Below are 16,653 nucleotides of genomic sequence, written 5' to 3' on the forward strand. Positions count from 1 at the left end.
CGAACTGGCTCCCGCGTGACGCAGTTGGGCCATGTCGCAGACTGGACGAGCCGGACCGGGACAAACAGGTGCCATGCCCCGTTTCGGCGCAGTCACGTTGCCGGGAGGGCGAGTCGCCCTCCCGGAGGGACAGCTGCACGTGGGGCGAACGCCGGTCACGGAAAACGGATCGCGGTCGGCGGCCAGGCCGGGGCGGTGTAGGGGCGGCGGAAGGTATGGCGTCCCGAGCCGATCTCGAACGGGTCCGTGCCGTCGGGGAGTTGGACCTCGGCCCGGGTGTTCGGGGGGACCACAACCTCGACGACGAGCGTGTCTCCCTTACTGCCCTCGACGCTGCCCTCGATGCGCCAACCCGCCTCGGCCCTGCCGTACGGGGTGTCGTGGGACGCCTTCGCCCAGGTCAGGTCGCCGCCCGGGACCGGGGCGATGCGCAGCCGCCGCCAGCCGGGTGCGGCGGCGGCGAGACCCGCCACCGTACGGTGCAGCCAGTCGGCGACGGCGCCGAGCGCGTAGTGGTTGAACGAGGTCATCTCACCGGGGTTGACCGTGCCGTCGGGCAGCATCGAGTCCCAGCGCTCCCAGACGGTGGTCGCGCCCATGGTCACCGGGTACAGCCACGACGGGCAGTCCTTCTCCAGGAGCATCCGGTAGGCGAGTTGCGGTTCGCCCGCCGCGCACAGCGCGTCGCAGATCAGCGGCGTGCCCGTGAAACCGGTGGCGATACGGAAGGACGCGCGGCGCACGATGTTCGCCAACCGTTCGGCAGCGCCCCGCCGTTGGCGTTCCGTCGGCAGCAGTGCGAAGGACAGCGCCAGCGCGTATGCGGTCTGGGCGTCGGAGGCGAGCCGGCCGTCCGGCGTGACGAAGTGGTCGGCGAACCGCTCGCGTACCGCAGCCGCGTGCGCGCGGAAGCGGGCCGCGGTCTCCGTGTCGTCCAGGAGTTCGGCGGTCTCTGCGAGGACCTCGGCCGAGCGGACGACGTACGCGTTGGCGACGAGGTCGCCGTCGGTCCGCGCATCGCCCGGACGGTCCGGCGGGGCCTGCGGGTCGAGCCAGTCGCCGAGTTGGAAGTCCTGCCGCCACAGTCCGTCGCCCTCGGCGGTCAGCCGGATCGTCGCCTCGCCCCAGGCCCGCATGCTCGGGTACTGGGTGCGCAGCACCTCCAGGTCCCCGAACCGCTGGTACAGGGTCCACGGCAGGAGCACCGCCACGTCGGCCCACACCGCCTGCGCGCTCATGCCCTGGAACGCGGTCGGCAGTACGTCGGGGACGACGAGGGGCGGTACGCCGTCCGGCCGTGCCAGCTGCTCCGCGGACAGGTCGCGCAGCCAGCCGACGAGCATGCCGGAGCAGTCGTGCAGGAAGGACGCGGTGGGCGCGAAGACCTGGATGTCGCCGGTCCAGCCCATGCGTTCGTCGCGCTGCGGGCAGTCCGTCGGCACGTCGAGGAAGTTGCCGCGCATGCCCTGGACGACGTTCTCGTGCAGCCGGTTCACCAGCGGATCGGAGCTCTCGAACCAGCCGGTGCGGGCCATGTCCGTGTGGAGCACGACCGCCTCGACGTCGGCGGGGTCGAGCGGTCCGGGCCAGTTCTCGATCTCGGCGTACCGGAAGCCGTGGAAGGTGAAGACCGGTTCATATGTCTCCACGCCTCCGTTCGTCTCCGCGCCTCCGCCGCGCAGGACATAGCTGTCCGTGGCGGCGGCGATCCGCAGCGGACGGGTGCTGAGTTCGCCGTCCTGCAGCACCTCCGCGTGGCGCAGGGTGACCTCGTGGCCCGCGGCCCCCGAGACGCGGATGCGTAGCCGGCCGACCAGGTTCTGGCCGAAGTCCAGGACGGTCTTCCCGGACGGCGTCGTGATGACCGAGACCGGGGCGACGGTCTGGGTGCGCCGTACGGGGGGACCGGTCGGTGCCACCAACTCCGCGTCGGGCAACGGGAGTTCGCGGACGGGTGCCCAGTCGGACGCGTCGTGTCCCGGCGTGGACCAGCCCGGCCGCTCGCGCCGCGCGTCGTAGGCCTCACCGTCGTAGATCTCCGAACGCAGTACCGGGCCCTCCGCCGTGCGCCAGTGCTCGTCGGTCCCGACGGTCCGCACCGTGCCGTCGGCGTACACGAGCTCCAACTGGGCCAGGAGCGCGCGGTGTTCGCCGTAGATGTTGCGGCTGCCGCCGTGGAAGCCCAGTCGCCCGGTGTACCAGCCTTCGCCGAGCAGCGCCCCGAGGGTGTTCTCACCGGTCCGCAGCAGGGGGGTGACGTCGAAGGTCTGGTAGCGCAGCCGGTGGTGGTACGAGGTCCAGCCGGGGGCCAGGACGTGGTCGCCGACGCGCTCGCCGTTGATCTCGGCCGAGTAGACGCCGTACGCGGTGATGTACAGCCGTGCCGAGGCGACGCGGTCGGTGACGTCGAAGTCGCGGCGGAGCAGCGCGACGGGCTGCGGCCCCTCGGCGGGGGCGTCGTCCGGGGTGACGGGCCGGGCCGTCCAGTCGGCCGGCGCCAGGAGTCCGGTCTCCGCGTACGAGGTTTCCGACCAGGGCGACGGATCGTCCTCGCCCTCTCCCCAGACGCGGACGCGTACGCCGACGCGTTGCCGGGAGCCGAGCGGTCGCCCCGGCCACGGGACGAGGAGGGACTCGGCGGACGCGATACGTCCGGTGTCGGCGAGGACTGTGCCGTCGGCCGCGGTGATCTCCACCTGGTGCGCGGCCTGCCGCCAGTCCGTGGTGTCGGTGACCGCGCGCCAGCTCAGGCGGGGAGCCGACGAGCCGATGCCCAGGGGCTCGCGGTGATGCTCGAAGGCGGGCGGTGTCACATGCACAGGGATCAACTCCGGTTCGGATCATGGCAGATGTACACGCGCGGGGCGCCGCCCTCGTCGGGGACGGGGTCCCCGGCGGCGGCGCGCACGCCCTCGCGGACGGTCTCGCCGGTCCGCGGGTCGACCACCCGGTAGGGGAGCGGGACGTTCGCCGGGTCGGTGACGAACAGCGGGCCGCCCTCCTCCGCGTAACAGAGGTACAGCACGCCGGGCACGGACAGACCCCGGGGCGCCAGGGCGGAGCGCCAGTCCGGCCGCAGGTCCGTCAGCGGAAGGCCGTCGAGGATCCGGGAGATCAGCCCGACGTGGCGCGAGCCCTCGAAGTCCAGCGCCTCCCGCCAGCCGGCGTCCTTGGCCAGGAAGAACTCCTCGTGGCCGGGTTCGGCGGCGTGCAGCCGCCACTGCCACAGGCTCGCCGCGCCGTAGACCACGCCCATCGTCCCGCCGGCGCACAGGTTGCTCCAGGCCTCGTGTCCCTGCCACCAGCCCGCGGCCCGGCCGGGGCGGCCGGTGTTCTCGTACGTCGGCTCGCCGTTGGCGACCGCCTTGGGCGGGGTGTTGCGCCACATGTCCGCGACCCGTTCCTGGACGTGCCCGCCCATGTGGCCGGTCTGGCACCACTGGAAGTGCAGCCAACTCTCGCTCTGGTGGGCGCGGTTGTCGGCGTGCGGACGGTAGTGGATGCCGCAGGGCTGGCCGTAGCCGTCCCAGCGGCCGACCTCCGCGCCGCCCGCCGCGATCTGCGGCTCGCCGCCCTCGCCGTCGGCGCCGACCAGGTACACGACGGGACCGGCGCCGTAGCGGGCGACGAGGTAGCGGCAGTAGCGCGCGTACTCCTGCGGCGGGACGACCGGACCCGCCACCCGCAGGCCCTTCCAGCCGAAGCCGTGGAAGAGCGGCTGGAGCACGGGGACGATCCCGTGGTCGCGGAGGATGCCGATCAGCCGGTCGAGATACTCGAAGTACGCCGGGTTCAGCGCGTTGACGTGTCCGGTGGGCAGATCCTCGAAGCCGACGTCGAACCCCTCGTCCGCGGTGCGGTCGCGCGGCCCGCGCGCGTCCATGTCGGGCTGGACGCTCATCAGCAGGGCCGCGTTGAAGCCCTTGGCCCGCCGGTCGGCGGCGTACCGCGTGACCTGTTCCTCGGTGGCCCGCCAGGGCAGGGCCCAGGCGGTGTCGCCGACCAGCAGCGCGGGCGTCCCATCGGCATGCACCAGGCTGCGTCCGCCGGGCGACATCCGCCAGAAGCCGTGCTGGCGGAAGGCGTCGCCGTCGTCCGCGGCGGGGCGGACGACGACCGCTCCGCTCTGCCCGGACAGCCCCTCGTCCGCGACGGAACTCCCGCTGCGCCAGGTCCAGCGGCCCTCCGCCTCCGGGGAGGCGAACCGGACCTTCCAGGTGCTGCCGCCGTCCCAGAAGGCCGGGCGGCGCAGTACGGTCCCGGACTCATGGGTGAACTCGGCCCATACGTCGACGTCCGTGTAGGGGTTGGCGTAGTCGCGTGCGCCGGTCAGGGTGATCTCGGTCTGCCGCCAGGGGGCGACCCACGGCTCCGCTTGCGTACCGCTCATGACCGGCCGACGGAGACGTCGGCGGTGAGCGGGAGGGCCGCCGAGGACGGACCCGCTTCCAGCGTGAAGGTCCCCGGCTCGACGGCCCAGCGGCCCGCCTCGGTGTCCCAGTGCCGGAACGCCCGCGCGTCCACCGTCACCGTCGCGACGACCTCCTCGCCTGCCGCGGCCTCGACCACGGCGAAACCGGCCAGCCAGCGGACCGGGCGCTCCACGTCTCCGCCGTCCGGACGGCCGGCGTACACCTGCACGACCTCCTTGCCGTGCCGCGTGCCGCTGTTGCGTATCCGTACCTCCGCCGTGCGGTCGGCGTCGGACCCCGGCTCACCCTGGACGTCGATCGAGACGTACTCCCAGGTGGTGTAACCGAGTCCGTGGCCGAAGTCGTAGCGGGGCGGCTGCCGGTCGGCCCGGCCCGCGCCCCGGTAGCCGACGAACAGCCCCTCGTCGTAGGCGAGGACGCCGTCGACCGGCTCGGTGGCGGGCAGGCCCTTCTCGGACGCGGGCCAGACCGTCGGCAGCCGTCCGCCCGGCTCCGCCACGCCCAGCAGGACGTCGGCGAGCGCGTTGCCGAACTCCTGCCCGGGGAACCAGGCGAGCAGCACCGCGGCCACCTCATCGGCCCAGGGGAGCAGCACCGGGGCCCCGGAGTTGACCACCACGACGGTCCGCGGGTTGGCCTCCGCGACCCGGCGGACGAGCTCGTCCTGCCGGCCGGGCAGGGCCAGGCTGTCGCGGTCGAAGCCCTCGCTCTCGACCTCCTCGGTGGTGCCGACCACGACCACGGCGACATCGGCGGCGCGGGCGAGTGCCACGGCCCGCTCGATCTCCTCGTCGTCGCTGCCCTGCGGCGGCTGGAGGTTGAACTGGAACATGGTGACAGCGTGACCGATGGCGTCGTCGGCGGAGTCGAGGCCGTCCTCGCCGGAGACGTCGTCGTCCTCGGCGGAGAAGATGTCGTGGGTGAGCACGACCTCGGTCTCCTCGCCTTCGGCCAGCTCGACGGTGTGGAGCTGCTGGGGCGGAGTCATCAGCCCCTCCACCAGGTCCGTGCCCGGCGGGAGTTGCAGATGCACGTCGAACACCTCGGCCCCGGCGACGGACATCCGGAAGCGGCCGGTGCCCGAGCCGCCGATCGCGTACCGTCCGGCGGCGGCCGCGCGCACGACGGTGTGCACCTCCACCCGGGCCACCTGACGGAAGGGCAGGTCGGGGCCGTAGGACCCCATCCAGGTGTAGGCGGCCCCGGCGCGGCGCTCCGAGCCGAGCAGGGTTCCGTCCGCGGCGAGAAAGCGCACCTGCGTCCCCTCGCCCGAGCCGTCGGGGTGGCGGAGGTAGGACAGCGCCGCGACGGGCGTGCGGGTCTGCGGGGTGACGCCGATTCCGTGGGTGACCTCGACGCCGTCACCCAGGGCGGCGCGAAGGCCGTCGAGCGGGGAGACGGTGTGGGGCGGGAAGACGGTGGCGCTGCCTCCGCCGAGGGTCCGGGCCACGGCGGCGTTGGGGCCCAGCACGGCGACCCGGCGCAGGGCCGCGCGGTCCAGCGGCAGTACGGCGTCCTCGTTGCGGGCCAGCACGAATCCGGCGGCGGCGGTCTCGCGCAGCCGGGCGGCCACCGACACGGCGTCGTGCTCGGGCGGCCCGGCGGTGGTGGGCACCTCGCTCAGCGCGCCGACCCGGGCGGCGAGGCGCAGCAGCCGCAGCACCTTGTCGTCGACGAGCGCCTTGTCGACCTTGCCCTCGCGTACGGCGGTGACCAGCGCGTCGCCCCACGGACCGGTCGGGCCGGGCATCACCAGGTCGAGCGCGGCGCGGGCGGACGGCTCGGTGGTGCGGGCGGCGAACCAGTCCGACATCACCAGCCCGTCGAAGCCCCAGTCGTCGTGCAGGACCTCGCGCAGCAGCGGGCTCTCGGTCATCGAGTGCCCGTTGACCCCGTTGTAGGCGGCCATGACGGCCCAGACGCGGCCCTCGCCGACGATGTGCTCGAACGGCGTCAGGTACAGCTCCCGCAGGGCGCGCTCGTCGATCCGCGCGTCGAGCGTCATCCGCTGGGTCTCCGAGTCGTTGCCGACGAAGTGCTTCACCGTGGCCGCCACGCCGCCGCCCTGGACGCCCCGGACATAGGCGACCCCGATCCGCGCGGTGAGCAGCGGGTCCTCGCTGAAGCACTCGAAGTGCCGGCCGCCGTACGGAGTGCGGTGCAGGTTCACGGTGGGGGCGAGGAGGACGTCCACGCCCTTGGCGCGCGCCTCGTGGGCGAGCAGCCCGCCCAGCCGCTCGATCAGCGGCTCGTCCCAGGTGGCGGCCAGCGCCGTGGGCGAGGGCACATTGGCGGAGGGGCTGCGCTCGTCCCACAGCTCGCCGCGGACCCCGGCGGGTCCGTCCGAGAGGACGAGCCGGCGCAGGCCGACGGCGGGCTCGGGGTGCAGGGACCAGAAGTCCGCGCCGGTCAGCAGCCTCACCTTCTGCTCCAGGGTGAGCGCGCCGAGGCGCCGGGCGAGCTCGGCCTCGTCGGCCGTGGACGGGGCGTCGGTGGTGGGCTGCCGGGTCACGGCGTCCTCCTCGAAGAAGAAGTGCGGTCGGTGGGGGAGAGGGGCGTCACGGGGGCGTCGTCCGCGCGCTCGATGAGCACCCGGACGTCCCAGGGCCCGAGCACGATGGTGCTTCCGGCGGCGAGGTCCGCGCCCGTGAACAGGTCACGGACGTCGCCCGGCAGGCGGTAGTCGACCGGCTCCCAGGCCCAGTTGTGGACGAAGCGCAGGACGGCCCCGTCGGCGGTGGTGGCCGATGTGCAGGTGACGGACGCCGGCCGGTCCTCGCGCCAGCCGTCGGACGGCAGCGAGACCGCGGCGACCCAGTCTGCGAGGCTGTGCGAGAGCTCACGGTCCGGGACGGTGCCGACGTACGTCACCCGGCCGTCGCCGTGCTCATGGGTGGTGACGGCGGCGAACTCGCCCAGATGCGGATGCGCGTACCCGGCGAGGACGGCGGCGCCTTCCGGGATCAGCCCGTCGGCCCATGCGGTGGCCCGCCCGTGCAGCGCGGGGCCGTCCGACGTCCCGTCCCCTTCGGTGATCGTGACCGGCGTCAGCACATTGGTGAACTCCTGGTAGTACGCGCCCGCGGCGGGGCGCAGCACACCGGGCATGACGGTGTGCCGGGCCACGGCCTCCTCGTCGGCGTAGCCGGTGCGAGGAGTGAGGACGAGATGGCCGCCGGCTTCGGCGTACCGGCGCAGCAGATCGAGCGTCGCGTCGTCCGCGATGTACAGCGCCGGAACGACCAGCACCGGCCAGCGGGCCGCCAACTCCTCCGGGTCATAGGGCAGTTGCTCCGGGGAGACGACGTCGACGGACAGTCCGGCGTCGAACAGCCCCCGGTAGAACGCGGCGACGATGCGGTCGTAGGACTGCGGGTCGCCGAACCAGGCGGGGGTGTTCCCCCTGAGCGGGCCCATGAACTCCATGGCCCAGCGGCTGTCGGCGGACAGCAGCAGCGCGACGTCGCTGCGCGGCCGCAGACCGTCGATCGCCGGGCCAGCCTGCTGCAACTCCCGTGCGATCAGCGAGAGTTCCTCGTACGTCCGGCCGGGCTCCAGACTGTGGCCGAGGATGCCGCCCCAGTAGGTCTCCGCGCCGTAGTGCAGCGAGTGCCAGTGCCAGTACTCGATCATCCTGGCGCCGCGCGCGACCATGCTCCACACGGCTTGGCGGGCCTGGCCCCGGTAGAGCGGGAAGTTGTCCGCGGAGCCGCCGATCGAAGTGGCGTTGGTCTCCATGACGAGGAAGGGTTCCTGGCGGATGCCGCGTGCCATGTCGTTCTGGAGGTACAGCCAGGCGGGTCCTGACCAGGCGACGAAGAACGGGTACAGTCCGCCGTCCGGCTCGTCCGGGCCCGGCAGCGCCAGCCCCTCCTGGGTGGCGTAGTAGATGTTCGCCCCGGCGACGTCGAGCGGCCGGCCGATGGCCGAGATGTCCAGGCCCTGCTGGCCGAGGGCGACGCAGGTGGTGACGAAGTGGTGCTCCGGCACGAGGCCGCGGACCAGCTCGGCGTGCCAGGTGATGTACTCCTGGGTCAGCCGGGACTGGTAGCGGCGCCACGCGAGGTCGTACGACGGGGTGGAGTTGCCGTCGGGCGTCCACAGGTCCGCCCAGTCCTGCAACCGGTGGGACCAATAGGTCAGCCCCCAGCGGCGGTTGAGCGTCTCGACGTCGCCGTAGCGTTCGCGCAGGTGGTCCAGGAAGCCCTGGAACACCGAGTCGTTGTGGAAGATGCGCAGGCCGGGCTCGTTGTCGACCTGCCAGCCGATGACCGCCGGGTGGTCGGCGTAGCGCCCCACGATCCTGCGCACCAGCCGCTCGGCGAGATGCCGGAAGGCGGGGTGCGAGTAGTCCGCGTCCTGCCGCATGCCGTACGGGACGGTCTCCCCGGTACGGGAACGGGCCGCCGTCTCCGGGTACTTGCGGCGCAGCCACGGCGGGACGGCGTAGGTCGGGGTGCCCACGATCGCCTTGATGCCTCGCTCGTGGGCGGCGTCGAGCACCGGTTGCAGCCAGTCGAGTTCGAACTGGCCCTCGCGGGGTTCCCAGGTAGACCAGACCGACTCGCCGACCCGGATGACGCTGAACCCGGCCTCGGCCATCAGATCGAGATCCTGCGCGAGCCGCTCGTAGGGCTGGTACTCGGTGTAGTAGGCCGCTCCGAAGAGCATGCGCGGGAAGAAGGTGCCCATGCGGTACTGGTGACTTTCTGTCGGTTCGATGCGCCGGAAAGCGGCGCCGCGGGCGGTTCGGCTCCTAAGCGGGTGGGGCGAAGTCGCTGCGGTTCGGCAGCGCCCCGAAGAGGCGCGGGGCGCTGACATCTGCGGCTCCGCCGCGATGGGGGTCCCCCCGCTCGAGCGCAGTCGAGAGTGGGGGAGCGACCAGCCACGACGGCGCCGCAGCGCAACGACGGCACATCGCGGCACTTCCAGCGGAGCGCTCAGCGCTCAGTCCTCGCCCCGGTAGCTGAACCGGTCGAAGGCGACGGATCCTTCGGCGGCGTACATGCCGACGACCCGCCCGGTGAACGACGCGGCGGTCTCGGCGCAGACATAGCGGCCGTCGAGCACCGCAAGCTCGACCGGCCCGCCGCCGGAGTCCGAGTCGGCGTCGGTGTCCGCGTCCGCGTCCGCGTCGGCGTCGGGAACGACGGACAGTCGGACCAGGTCCGGGCCGAGACCGTCGAGGCCCATGCCACCGACCGGCTCGGTCTCGATCCGCACGGTCACCGGACCCGGCGGAAGCGGCTGCTCCCAGGTCTGGCAGAGCCCGCCCACCCGGGCCCGGGCACGGGCGATGCCGGCGCCCACCTCGATGTCGTAGTGGTGGCGTTCGTCGATCCGCAGGCTCAGCCCGCCGACTCCGTCGGCGCTGTCCACCCGGACCGAGAAGACGGCCGACTCGTGCTGCTGGCGGCGGCCGACGAAACGCGGACGCGGGTCGTCCATCGTGGAGCCGTCGGCGTGCACGACGAGGTGGCCCGGGCGCTCGGTGAGCGAGGACCAGTCGGCGGCCGGCGTACGGATGGAGATCCATTCCAGGCCGAGTTCGGCGCCGGTGAAGTCGTCGTGGTGCTCGACGGGCCCGGTGGGCGGGGTCAGCTGGACCGGCTGCACCACCGGCCAGCCGTCGACCCATTCCAGCGCGGTGCTGAACGTCTCCCGGCCCATGGGAGAGAAAGCCCTGGTCAGACCGCGGGGCCGCATGCCCAGCAGAAGCAGCGCCCAGCCGCCGTCGGGCGTGCGCACGAGATCGGCGTGGCCGGTGTTCTGGACCGGGCGGTCGGTGCTGCGGGCGCTGAGCACCGGATTGGCCGGGCAGCCCTCGAAGGGGCCGTCCGGACGCGCGGCACGCGCGATGCTCACGGAGTGCCCGCGCTCGGTGCCGCCCTCGGCGATCAGGAGGTACCAGGCGCCGTCGATCTCGTACAGGTGCGGGGCCTCGGGGAACATCAGTCCGGTGCCCGACCACAGCGACCGGGGTTCTTCGAGGGCCCGGCCGGTCTCCAGGTCCATCCGGACCTGCTGGATGCCCAGATGCTCGCCGGCCCGGTCGCCGTCGAGCTGCAGCCCCGAATAGGTGACGAAACAGGTGCCGTCGGAGTCCCAGGCGAGGTCCGGGTCGATTCCGGACACCCCCTGCATGACGACGCCGTCGGACCACGGCCCCTCGGCCCGTTCGGCGGTGAAGATCAGACTGCCGCGCCCCATCGCGTCGGTGACGACCAGCCAGAAGCGGCCGTCGTGGAACCGGATGGTGGGCGCCCAGGCCCCGCCGAGCGTGGGGACCTTCTCCAGCGCGAGCTGCCCCGGGCGGGTCACCACATGGCCGATCTGCTCCCAGCGCACCAGGTCACGGCTGTGGAACAGCGGCAGCCCGGGAAGGTACTCGAAGCTCGAACAGGCGAGGTAGTAGTCGTCGCCGACGCGGGTGACGCTGGGATCCGGGTGGAAGCCGGGGACGGTGGGGTTGGGCAGGGTCATGCTCGGTCTCCCGACGTGGAAGCGATGGTGGTTGCCGTTGCCGTTGCCGTTGCCGTTGCCGTTGCGGTTGCGGAGGCGCCCGGGGACGGGGTCGAGTCGGCCGCCGCCAACCGTCGCCGCTCGGCCCGGCGTTCCGCCTGCCGCTCCGGGTCCGGCACCGGCGCGGCGAGCAACAGCCGCTGGGTGTAAGGGTGTTCGGGCGCGGTCGTGACGGCTGCCGCGTCCCCGGTCTCGACGATCTCCCCACCGCACATGACCGCGACGCGGTGGCTGATGTGCCGGACCACCGACAGGTCGTGCGTGACGAAGAGATAGGCGACGCCGGTGTGCTCCTGGATCTCGACGAACAGGTCCAGCACCCGGGCCTGCGTCGACAGGTCCAGTGCGCTGACCGGCTCGTCGCAGACGATGACCCGCGGGTCCCGGGACAGCGCCCGGGCGATGGCGATGCGCTGCCGCTGGCCGCCGGAGAACTCCCGAGGCAGCCGCTCCCCGGCGTCGGCCGGCAACTGGACCTGGTCGAGCAGGTCCTTGACCCGCTTCTCGGCCTCCGTCCGGGAGGTTCCCGCGACTCTCAGCGGCTCGCTGAGGATGTCGTTCACCGTCATCGCCGGATTGAGCGAGGTGTACGGGTCCTGGAACACCACCTGGATGTCGTCGCTCAGCGCCCGGCGCTCCTTTCTGCCCAGGCCCGAGATGACCTTGCCGCGGTAGCGGACCGCGCCGGAGGCGACCGGGGCCAGTCCGAGGACGGCCCGGCCCAGGGTGGTCTTGCCCGATCCGGACTCGCCGACCAGCCCGAGCGTCTCGCCCGCGCCGATGGCGATCGACACCCCCTTCAGCACCCGGAACGGCGGCTTGCGCCAGCCTTTCGACGGGTACTCCACGACGACGTCGTCGGCGACCAGCAGAGGCTCCGCCGGGAGTTCCTTGTCCAGTGTCCCGGTCATGCCGGACCCTCCTGACGTGCGGTGTTCGTGATCGCTGCGATGTTCGAGGGCCCCGCGACGCCCGCCGGCACCGCGCGGCCGAGCGCGGACCGCGGCTCGGCGTCCTCCAACGTGGACGCCAGGAGCATGCGGGTGTACGGGTGCTGCGGATCGGCGAACAACTGCCGTACGGGCGCGGACTCCACGACGGCGCCGGTCTGCATCACCGTGACGCGGTCGCAGATGTCGGCCACCACGCCGAAGTCGTGCGTCACCAGGATCACGCCCATGTTCCGCTCGCGCTGCAGGGACCGCACCAGGTCGAGCACCTCGGCCTGCACGGTCACGTCCAGCGCCGTGGTCGGCTCGTCCGCGATCAGCAGGTCCGGTTCGCAGGACACCGCGCCGGCGATGAGGACGCGCTGCGCCATGCCGCCGGATATCTGGTGCGGATAGGAGCGGAAGACCCGCTCCGGGTCCGCGATGCCCACCCGCTCCAGCAGGCCGAGCATCTTCGTCCTGGCCTCGGCCGCCGACAGCCCGAGGTGCCGGCGCACCGGCTCGACCAGCTGGGCGCCGATACGGAAGGAGGGGTCGAGGTTCGACATCGGCTCCTGCGGCACATAGGCGATCCGACGCCCGCGGAACCTGTTCATCTCCGAGCGGCCGAGCCCGCCCAGCTCCGTGCCGTCGAACACCAGCCGGCTGCTGGAGACCAGGGCCTCCGGAGGCAGCAGACCGAGGACGGCGAACGCGGTCTGGCTCTTGCCCGAGCCCGATTCCCCCACGAGTCCGAGGACTTCGCCCCGGCGCACCGTCAGAGAGACTCCGTCGACGACGGTCTTCTCCCCCTCGGCCGTCGGATAGGAGACCTCCAGACCGTCGAGGACGAGCAGCGCGTCGTCCGCCTCGGACGTGCTGATGGCGGAGGCGACGGGCGTCGTCCGCTTCGCCGCGGCCTGCTTGCGGGCCGCGTCGCCGCGTGGCCTGCGACCGCTCGGCGCGCTTCCGTCCAGCGCGTCCCGCAGGGCGTTGCCCAGCAGGCCGAACGAGGCGACGGTCACCGCGAGCGCCACTCCGGGCCAGACCATCAGCACCGGCTTGGTGTAGATGTTCGCGAAGGCGTCGTTCAGCATCGAGCCCCAGCTCGCCTGGCTCGTCGAGCCCAGACCGAGGAACTCCAGGCCGGACTGGATGACGATGCCGAGACCGAGCATCTGGGCGGCCTGGATGATGGTCGGCGCCTGCACGACGGGCAGGATGTGCCGGCGGATGATCCGGGGGTCGGCCAGACCGGACACCCGCGCCGCGTCCACGTACAGCTCTTCGCGCACGGAGATCACCGAGGCGCGGATCAGCCGGAAGACGCCCGGCGACATCAGCACGCCGAAGACCGCCATGGCGACGTAGGTGTTCTGCCCGATCGCCGACATCACGACCAGCAGCACGATGATCGCCGGTACGGCCATCAGCAGATTGGCCAGCCAGCTGCTGACGGCGTCGAACCACTTGCGGTAGTACCCGGCCAGCAGACCGGCGGGCACGCCGAGCAACAGGGCGACGGCGACCGCGATCAGGGCTCCCAGCAGGCTGGTGCGCCCGCCGTAGAGCAGTCGGGACAGGACGTCGCGGCCGACGCCGTCACCGCCCAGCGGATGCTGTCCGCTGATCGGGGCGAGGCTGTCGGTCAGCGAGGTGCGGGCCGGGTCCTGACCGGTCAGCAGCGGTGCGAACAGACTGGCCAGCGAGATGAGCGCGAGCAGGACCAGACAGGTCACGGCCACCGGGCTGCGCAGGAGCCGGCGCAGCAGGCCCGCCCGCCCGGGTGCGGCGACGGCCGGGGAGATCGTGTCCGGCGTCGCCGGGGACTGGGGGAGCGTCATCCGACACGCACCTTCGGGTTGAGCCATCCGTAAGCGACGTCCATCAGCATGTTGACCACCACGACGAGGGCGACCATGACCACGACGACGCCCATCACCACCGGGGTGTCGCCCTGGGATCCGGCGGTCGTCGCCTGGCTGCCGATCCCGTTGAGGCCGAACACCTTCTCGACGACCACCGCGCCGCCGACCAGACCGATGAACTGCAGGGCCAGCACGGTCAGCGCGGCCGGGGCCGCGTTGCGCAGCGCATGCCGGAACAGCAGGCTCCGCTCGCTGATGCCACGGCTGCGGAGCGTGCGCACGTAGTCCGCGCGCAGGACGTCGACCATGGCGCCGCGCACCTGCTGCGCGGTGGCGGCGATCGCCCCGACGGCCAGCGACAGCGCCGGGAGGGTGATCGACTTCAGCCAGCCGCTCGCCGAGTCCGCCAGCGGAACATAACCGGTCGCGGGCAGCCAGCCCAGGTCGACGCCGATCACCACGGCGAACACCAGGGCCACCAGGAAGCTGGGCACGGCGAAGCCGAGGACCGCGAGCAACTGCACGACCTGGTCCAGCACACCGCGGCGGACCGCGGCGGCCACCCCCAGCACCGTGCTCAGCAGCGCCGACAGCAGCAGCGCCGCCAGCACGATCGACAGGGTGACCGGCAGCTTGTTGGCGAGCGAGTCCGTCACGGGCTCACTGCTGAACCACGAGCTGCCCAGGTCGCCGTGCACGGTGTCCGCGAGCCAGTGCCCGTAGCGGACCACGAAGGGATCGTCGAGCCCGAGTTCGGCGGACTTGGCGGCCACCTGATCCTGGGTGGCGGTCTGCCCCACGATCTGCCGCGCCGGATCGGAGCCGGTGAGGCCCATCAGCGCGAAGGTCGTGGTGGCGATCACCAGGACCAGGACCAGCCCGGCGGCGATGCGCCGGATCAAGAAAACGATCATCAGTCTCTCCACCTTGCCTCTCCCTGACCGGTGTTCGTCGGCGGCCGGACGGGAGCGGGAGAACCGTTCCCGCCCGGCCCGCCGCCCGAGTCAGCCAGTGGGCTTGAAGTTGTAGATCGGAGGAACGGCGGCGAACGCCTGCGGGGTGAAGGTGACGTTCTTGGTCGTCGCGTAGGTGTTCTCCACGGAGTCCCAGGGCGCGTTCCACGCCTGGTCGACGAGGTAGGTGTTGAGCTCCTTGAACAGGGCGTCCTGCGCCGGTCCGGTCGCCGAACGGGCCTTGTCGATGAGGTCGGTGACCTTGGCGTCCTCGGTGTGCAGCGGATTCCACAGCGCGGCCTTGGCGACCTCGATCTGGATGGTGTCCCAGGGGTTGAAGGAGGCCAGCGTCATGTAGGACAGGGCGTACTTGCCCGCGATGAGCGCGTTGACGAACTCGGTGACCGGGATCTTGTCGACCTTGACCTTGATCCCGATGTCCTCGAGCTGCTGGACCATGGCCGCCTGCTGGTCCGGGAAGACCGCCGAGACGTCCGGCACGGTGACCGAGAAGCCGTTCGGGTACCCCGCCTCGGCCAGCAACTGCTTGGCCTTCGCCGGGTCGTAGGAGTACGTGGAGTCCAGCGAGCTGTCGAACGCCGAGCTCGCCGGGTTGAAGATCTGCGTCGTGGCCTTGCCCAGCCCCTGCTTCGCCGTCTTGACGATCGTGGACCGGTCGAAGGCGTAGTTGAGGGCCTGACGGACCCGGACGTCGCCGAGCGCCTTGACGATCTTCCCTTCGCGGTCCCAGATGTACACGCCCTCGATGTCGCCGGAGGTGTACTCGGTGACGTTCAGCCCGCTGCTCTTGGCCGGCGCGACGTTCTTGGCACTGGCCAGCAGGGCGCCGTTGACCTGTCCCGAGCGCAGCGCGTTGAGGACGGCGGTCGGGTCGGTCAGCGGCTTGAGGACGATCTTGTCGAAGGGGAAGGCGGCCTTGTTCCAGTAGCCCGGATTGCGTACGAAGGTGTACGTACTGCCCGCCGTCGTCGCGGACTTGTCCAAGGTGTAGGGGCCGGAGCCCACCGGGCCCGACTTGAGCGCCCCCGCGGTGATGGCCTGCGGGCTCGCCATCATGCCGGCCACATTGCCGAGGTTCGGCACCAACGAGGGGTCGGGGGCCGAGAGTTTGATGGCGACGGTGGTGGCGTCGACCACGTCGACACCGCTGATGCCCTTGAGCTGGCCCGCCGCCTCGTTGCTGCCCTCCTTGGTGTGCAGCAGATTCGCCTTGACCGCCGCCGCGTCGAAGACGGCGCCGTCGGTGAACTTGACGCCCGTGCGCAGGGTCAGCGTGAGCACCGTGCGGGCCGCGTCGTACGACCACTTGGTCGCCAGGTTGGGCTTCACCTCGGCCGTCGGCGACAGCCGGAGCAGCGAGTCGTACACCGGCTGGTAGTACTGCGTGTTGTTGCCGAGTCCGGCGTCGGCCAGGTCCCACGGCTGCGCCGCGACCACGGGGGCAAGGGTGAGAGTGCCGCCGGTGGCCGCCTTGCCCGAACCGGAGCCCGAGCCCGAGCCGCACGCGGCCGAGGACAAGATCAGGGCAGCCGATACGGCCGTCAGCGCGATTCTTCGCATGGGTGCTCCGCTGGTGAGTGGATGACCGGGCGGCGTCGGGCAGCGAGCCGCCCTCAAGTGCCTCGGAGTAGGGAAAACCAGGTCCTGAAGCGGCCTTGACCGTTCATGGCGGTCAGCCGTCCCTGGTGGAAGGGGTGTTCGCTTCCCACCGTTTTGGGCGGGGTGAGCGGGCCTGCTGATGGTTTTACTGATACGTACAAGTGAAACGTATGCGTAACGTAGCCCCGCCCTTTGGCGGACACAAGACTCATGCGTCAGCTTTTTCCGGGAAGCCGGGAAGCCGGGAAGCCGGGAAGCCGGGAAGCCGGGAAGCCGGGAAGCCGGGAAGCCGGGAAGCCGGGAAGCCGGGAAGCCGGGAAGCCGGGAA

The 16,653-nt window shown here is 71.9% G+C and carries 9 protein-coding genes; all 9 read right to left on the bottom strand.

What is annotated here, in order from left to right; genetic code table 11:
- Nucleotides 1–155 precede the first annotated feature (155 nt).
- The 9 genes from ACWCPF_RS34690 to ACWCPF_RS34730 all read right to left on the bottom strand — a co-directional run bounded on the left by ACWCPF_RS34690 (nt 156) and on the right by ACWCPF_RS34730 (nt 16,286).
- On the bottom strand, nt 156–2,813 hold the full coding sequence (locus ACWCPF_RS34690; RefSeq protein WP_451049075.1) for a family 78 glycoside hydrolase catalytic domain: 2,658 nt from the start codon (nt 2,811–2,813) through the stop codon (nt 156–158).
- 11 nt (nt 2,814–2,824) lie between these two features.
- A complete protein-coding gene (locus ACWCPF_RS34695; RefSeq protein WP_451049076.1) occupies nt 2,825–4,390 on the bottom strand; it encodes an apiosidase-like domain-containing protein in 1,566 nt (521 codons plus the stop codon).
- The gene (locus ACWCPF_RS34700) at nt 4,387–6,945 is read right to left on the bottom strand and encodes a beta-glucosidase (RefSeq protein WP_451049077.1); all 2,559 of its coding nucleotides are present in this window, start codon (nt 6,943–6,945) and stop codon (nt 4,387–4,389) included. The genes ACWCPF_RS34695 and ACWCPF_RS34700 overlap by 4 nt, the downstream gene beginning before the upstream one ends.
- Nucleotides 6,942–9,125 (bottom strand): beta-galactosidase, encoded by a 2,184-nt coding sequence (locus ACWCPF_RS34705; RefSeq protein WP_451049078.1) that lies wholly within the window; start codon nt 9,123–9,125, stop codon nt 6,942–6,944. Before ACWCPF_RS34705 ends, ACWCPF_RS34700 begins: the two co-directional genes overlap by 4 nt.
- Before the next feature lie 255 nt (nt 9,126–9,380).
- A complete protein-coding gene (locus ACWCPF_RS34710; protein WP_451049079.1) occupies nt 9,381–10,916 on the bottom strand; it encodes a glycoside hydrolase family 43 protein in 1,536 nt (511 codons plus the stop codon).
- Nucleotides 10,913–11,866 carry an ABC transporter ATP-binding protein gene (locus ACWCPF_RS34715; RefSeq protein ID WP_451049080.1) on the bottom strand — a complete coding sequence of 318 codons (954 nt, stop codon included), beginning with the start codon at nt 11,864–11,866 and terminating at the stop codon, nt 10,913–10,915. The genes ACWCPF_RS34710 and ACWCPF_RS34715 overlap by 4 nt, the downstream gene beginning before the upstream one ends.
- Nucleotides 11,863–13,728 carry a dipeptide/oligopeptide/nickel ABC transporter permease/ATP-binding protein gene (locus ACWCPF_RS34720; protein WP_451049081.1) on the bottom strand — a complete coding sequence of 622 codons (1,866 nt, stop codon included), beginning with the start codon at nt 13,726–13,728 and terminating at the stop codon, nt 11,863–11,865. The genes ACWCPF_RS34715 and ACWCPF_RS34720 overlap by 4 nt, the downstream gene beginning before the upstream one ends.
- Nucleotides 13,725–14,666 carry an ABC transporter permease gene (locus ACWCPF_RS34725; RefSeq protein ID WP_451049082.1) on the bottom strand — a complete coding sequence of 314 codons (942 nt, stop codon included), beginning with the start codon at nt 14,664–14,666 and terminating at the stop codon, nt 13,725–13,727. The genes ACWCPF_RS34720 and ACWCPF_RS34725 overlap by 4 nt, the downstream gene beginning before the upstream one ends.
- Nucleotides 14,667–14,756: 90 nt before the next feature.
- Entirely contained in the window at nt 14,757–16,286 is a 1,530-nt protein-coding gene (locus tag ACWCPF_RS34730) for an ABC transporter substrate-binding protein (protein WP_451049083.1), read from the bottom strand.
- Nucleotides 16,287–16,653 lie beyond the last annotated feature (367 nt).

The sequence above is a fragment of the Streptomyces sp. NPDC001858 genome, assembly GCF_053594615.1.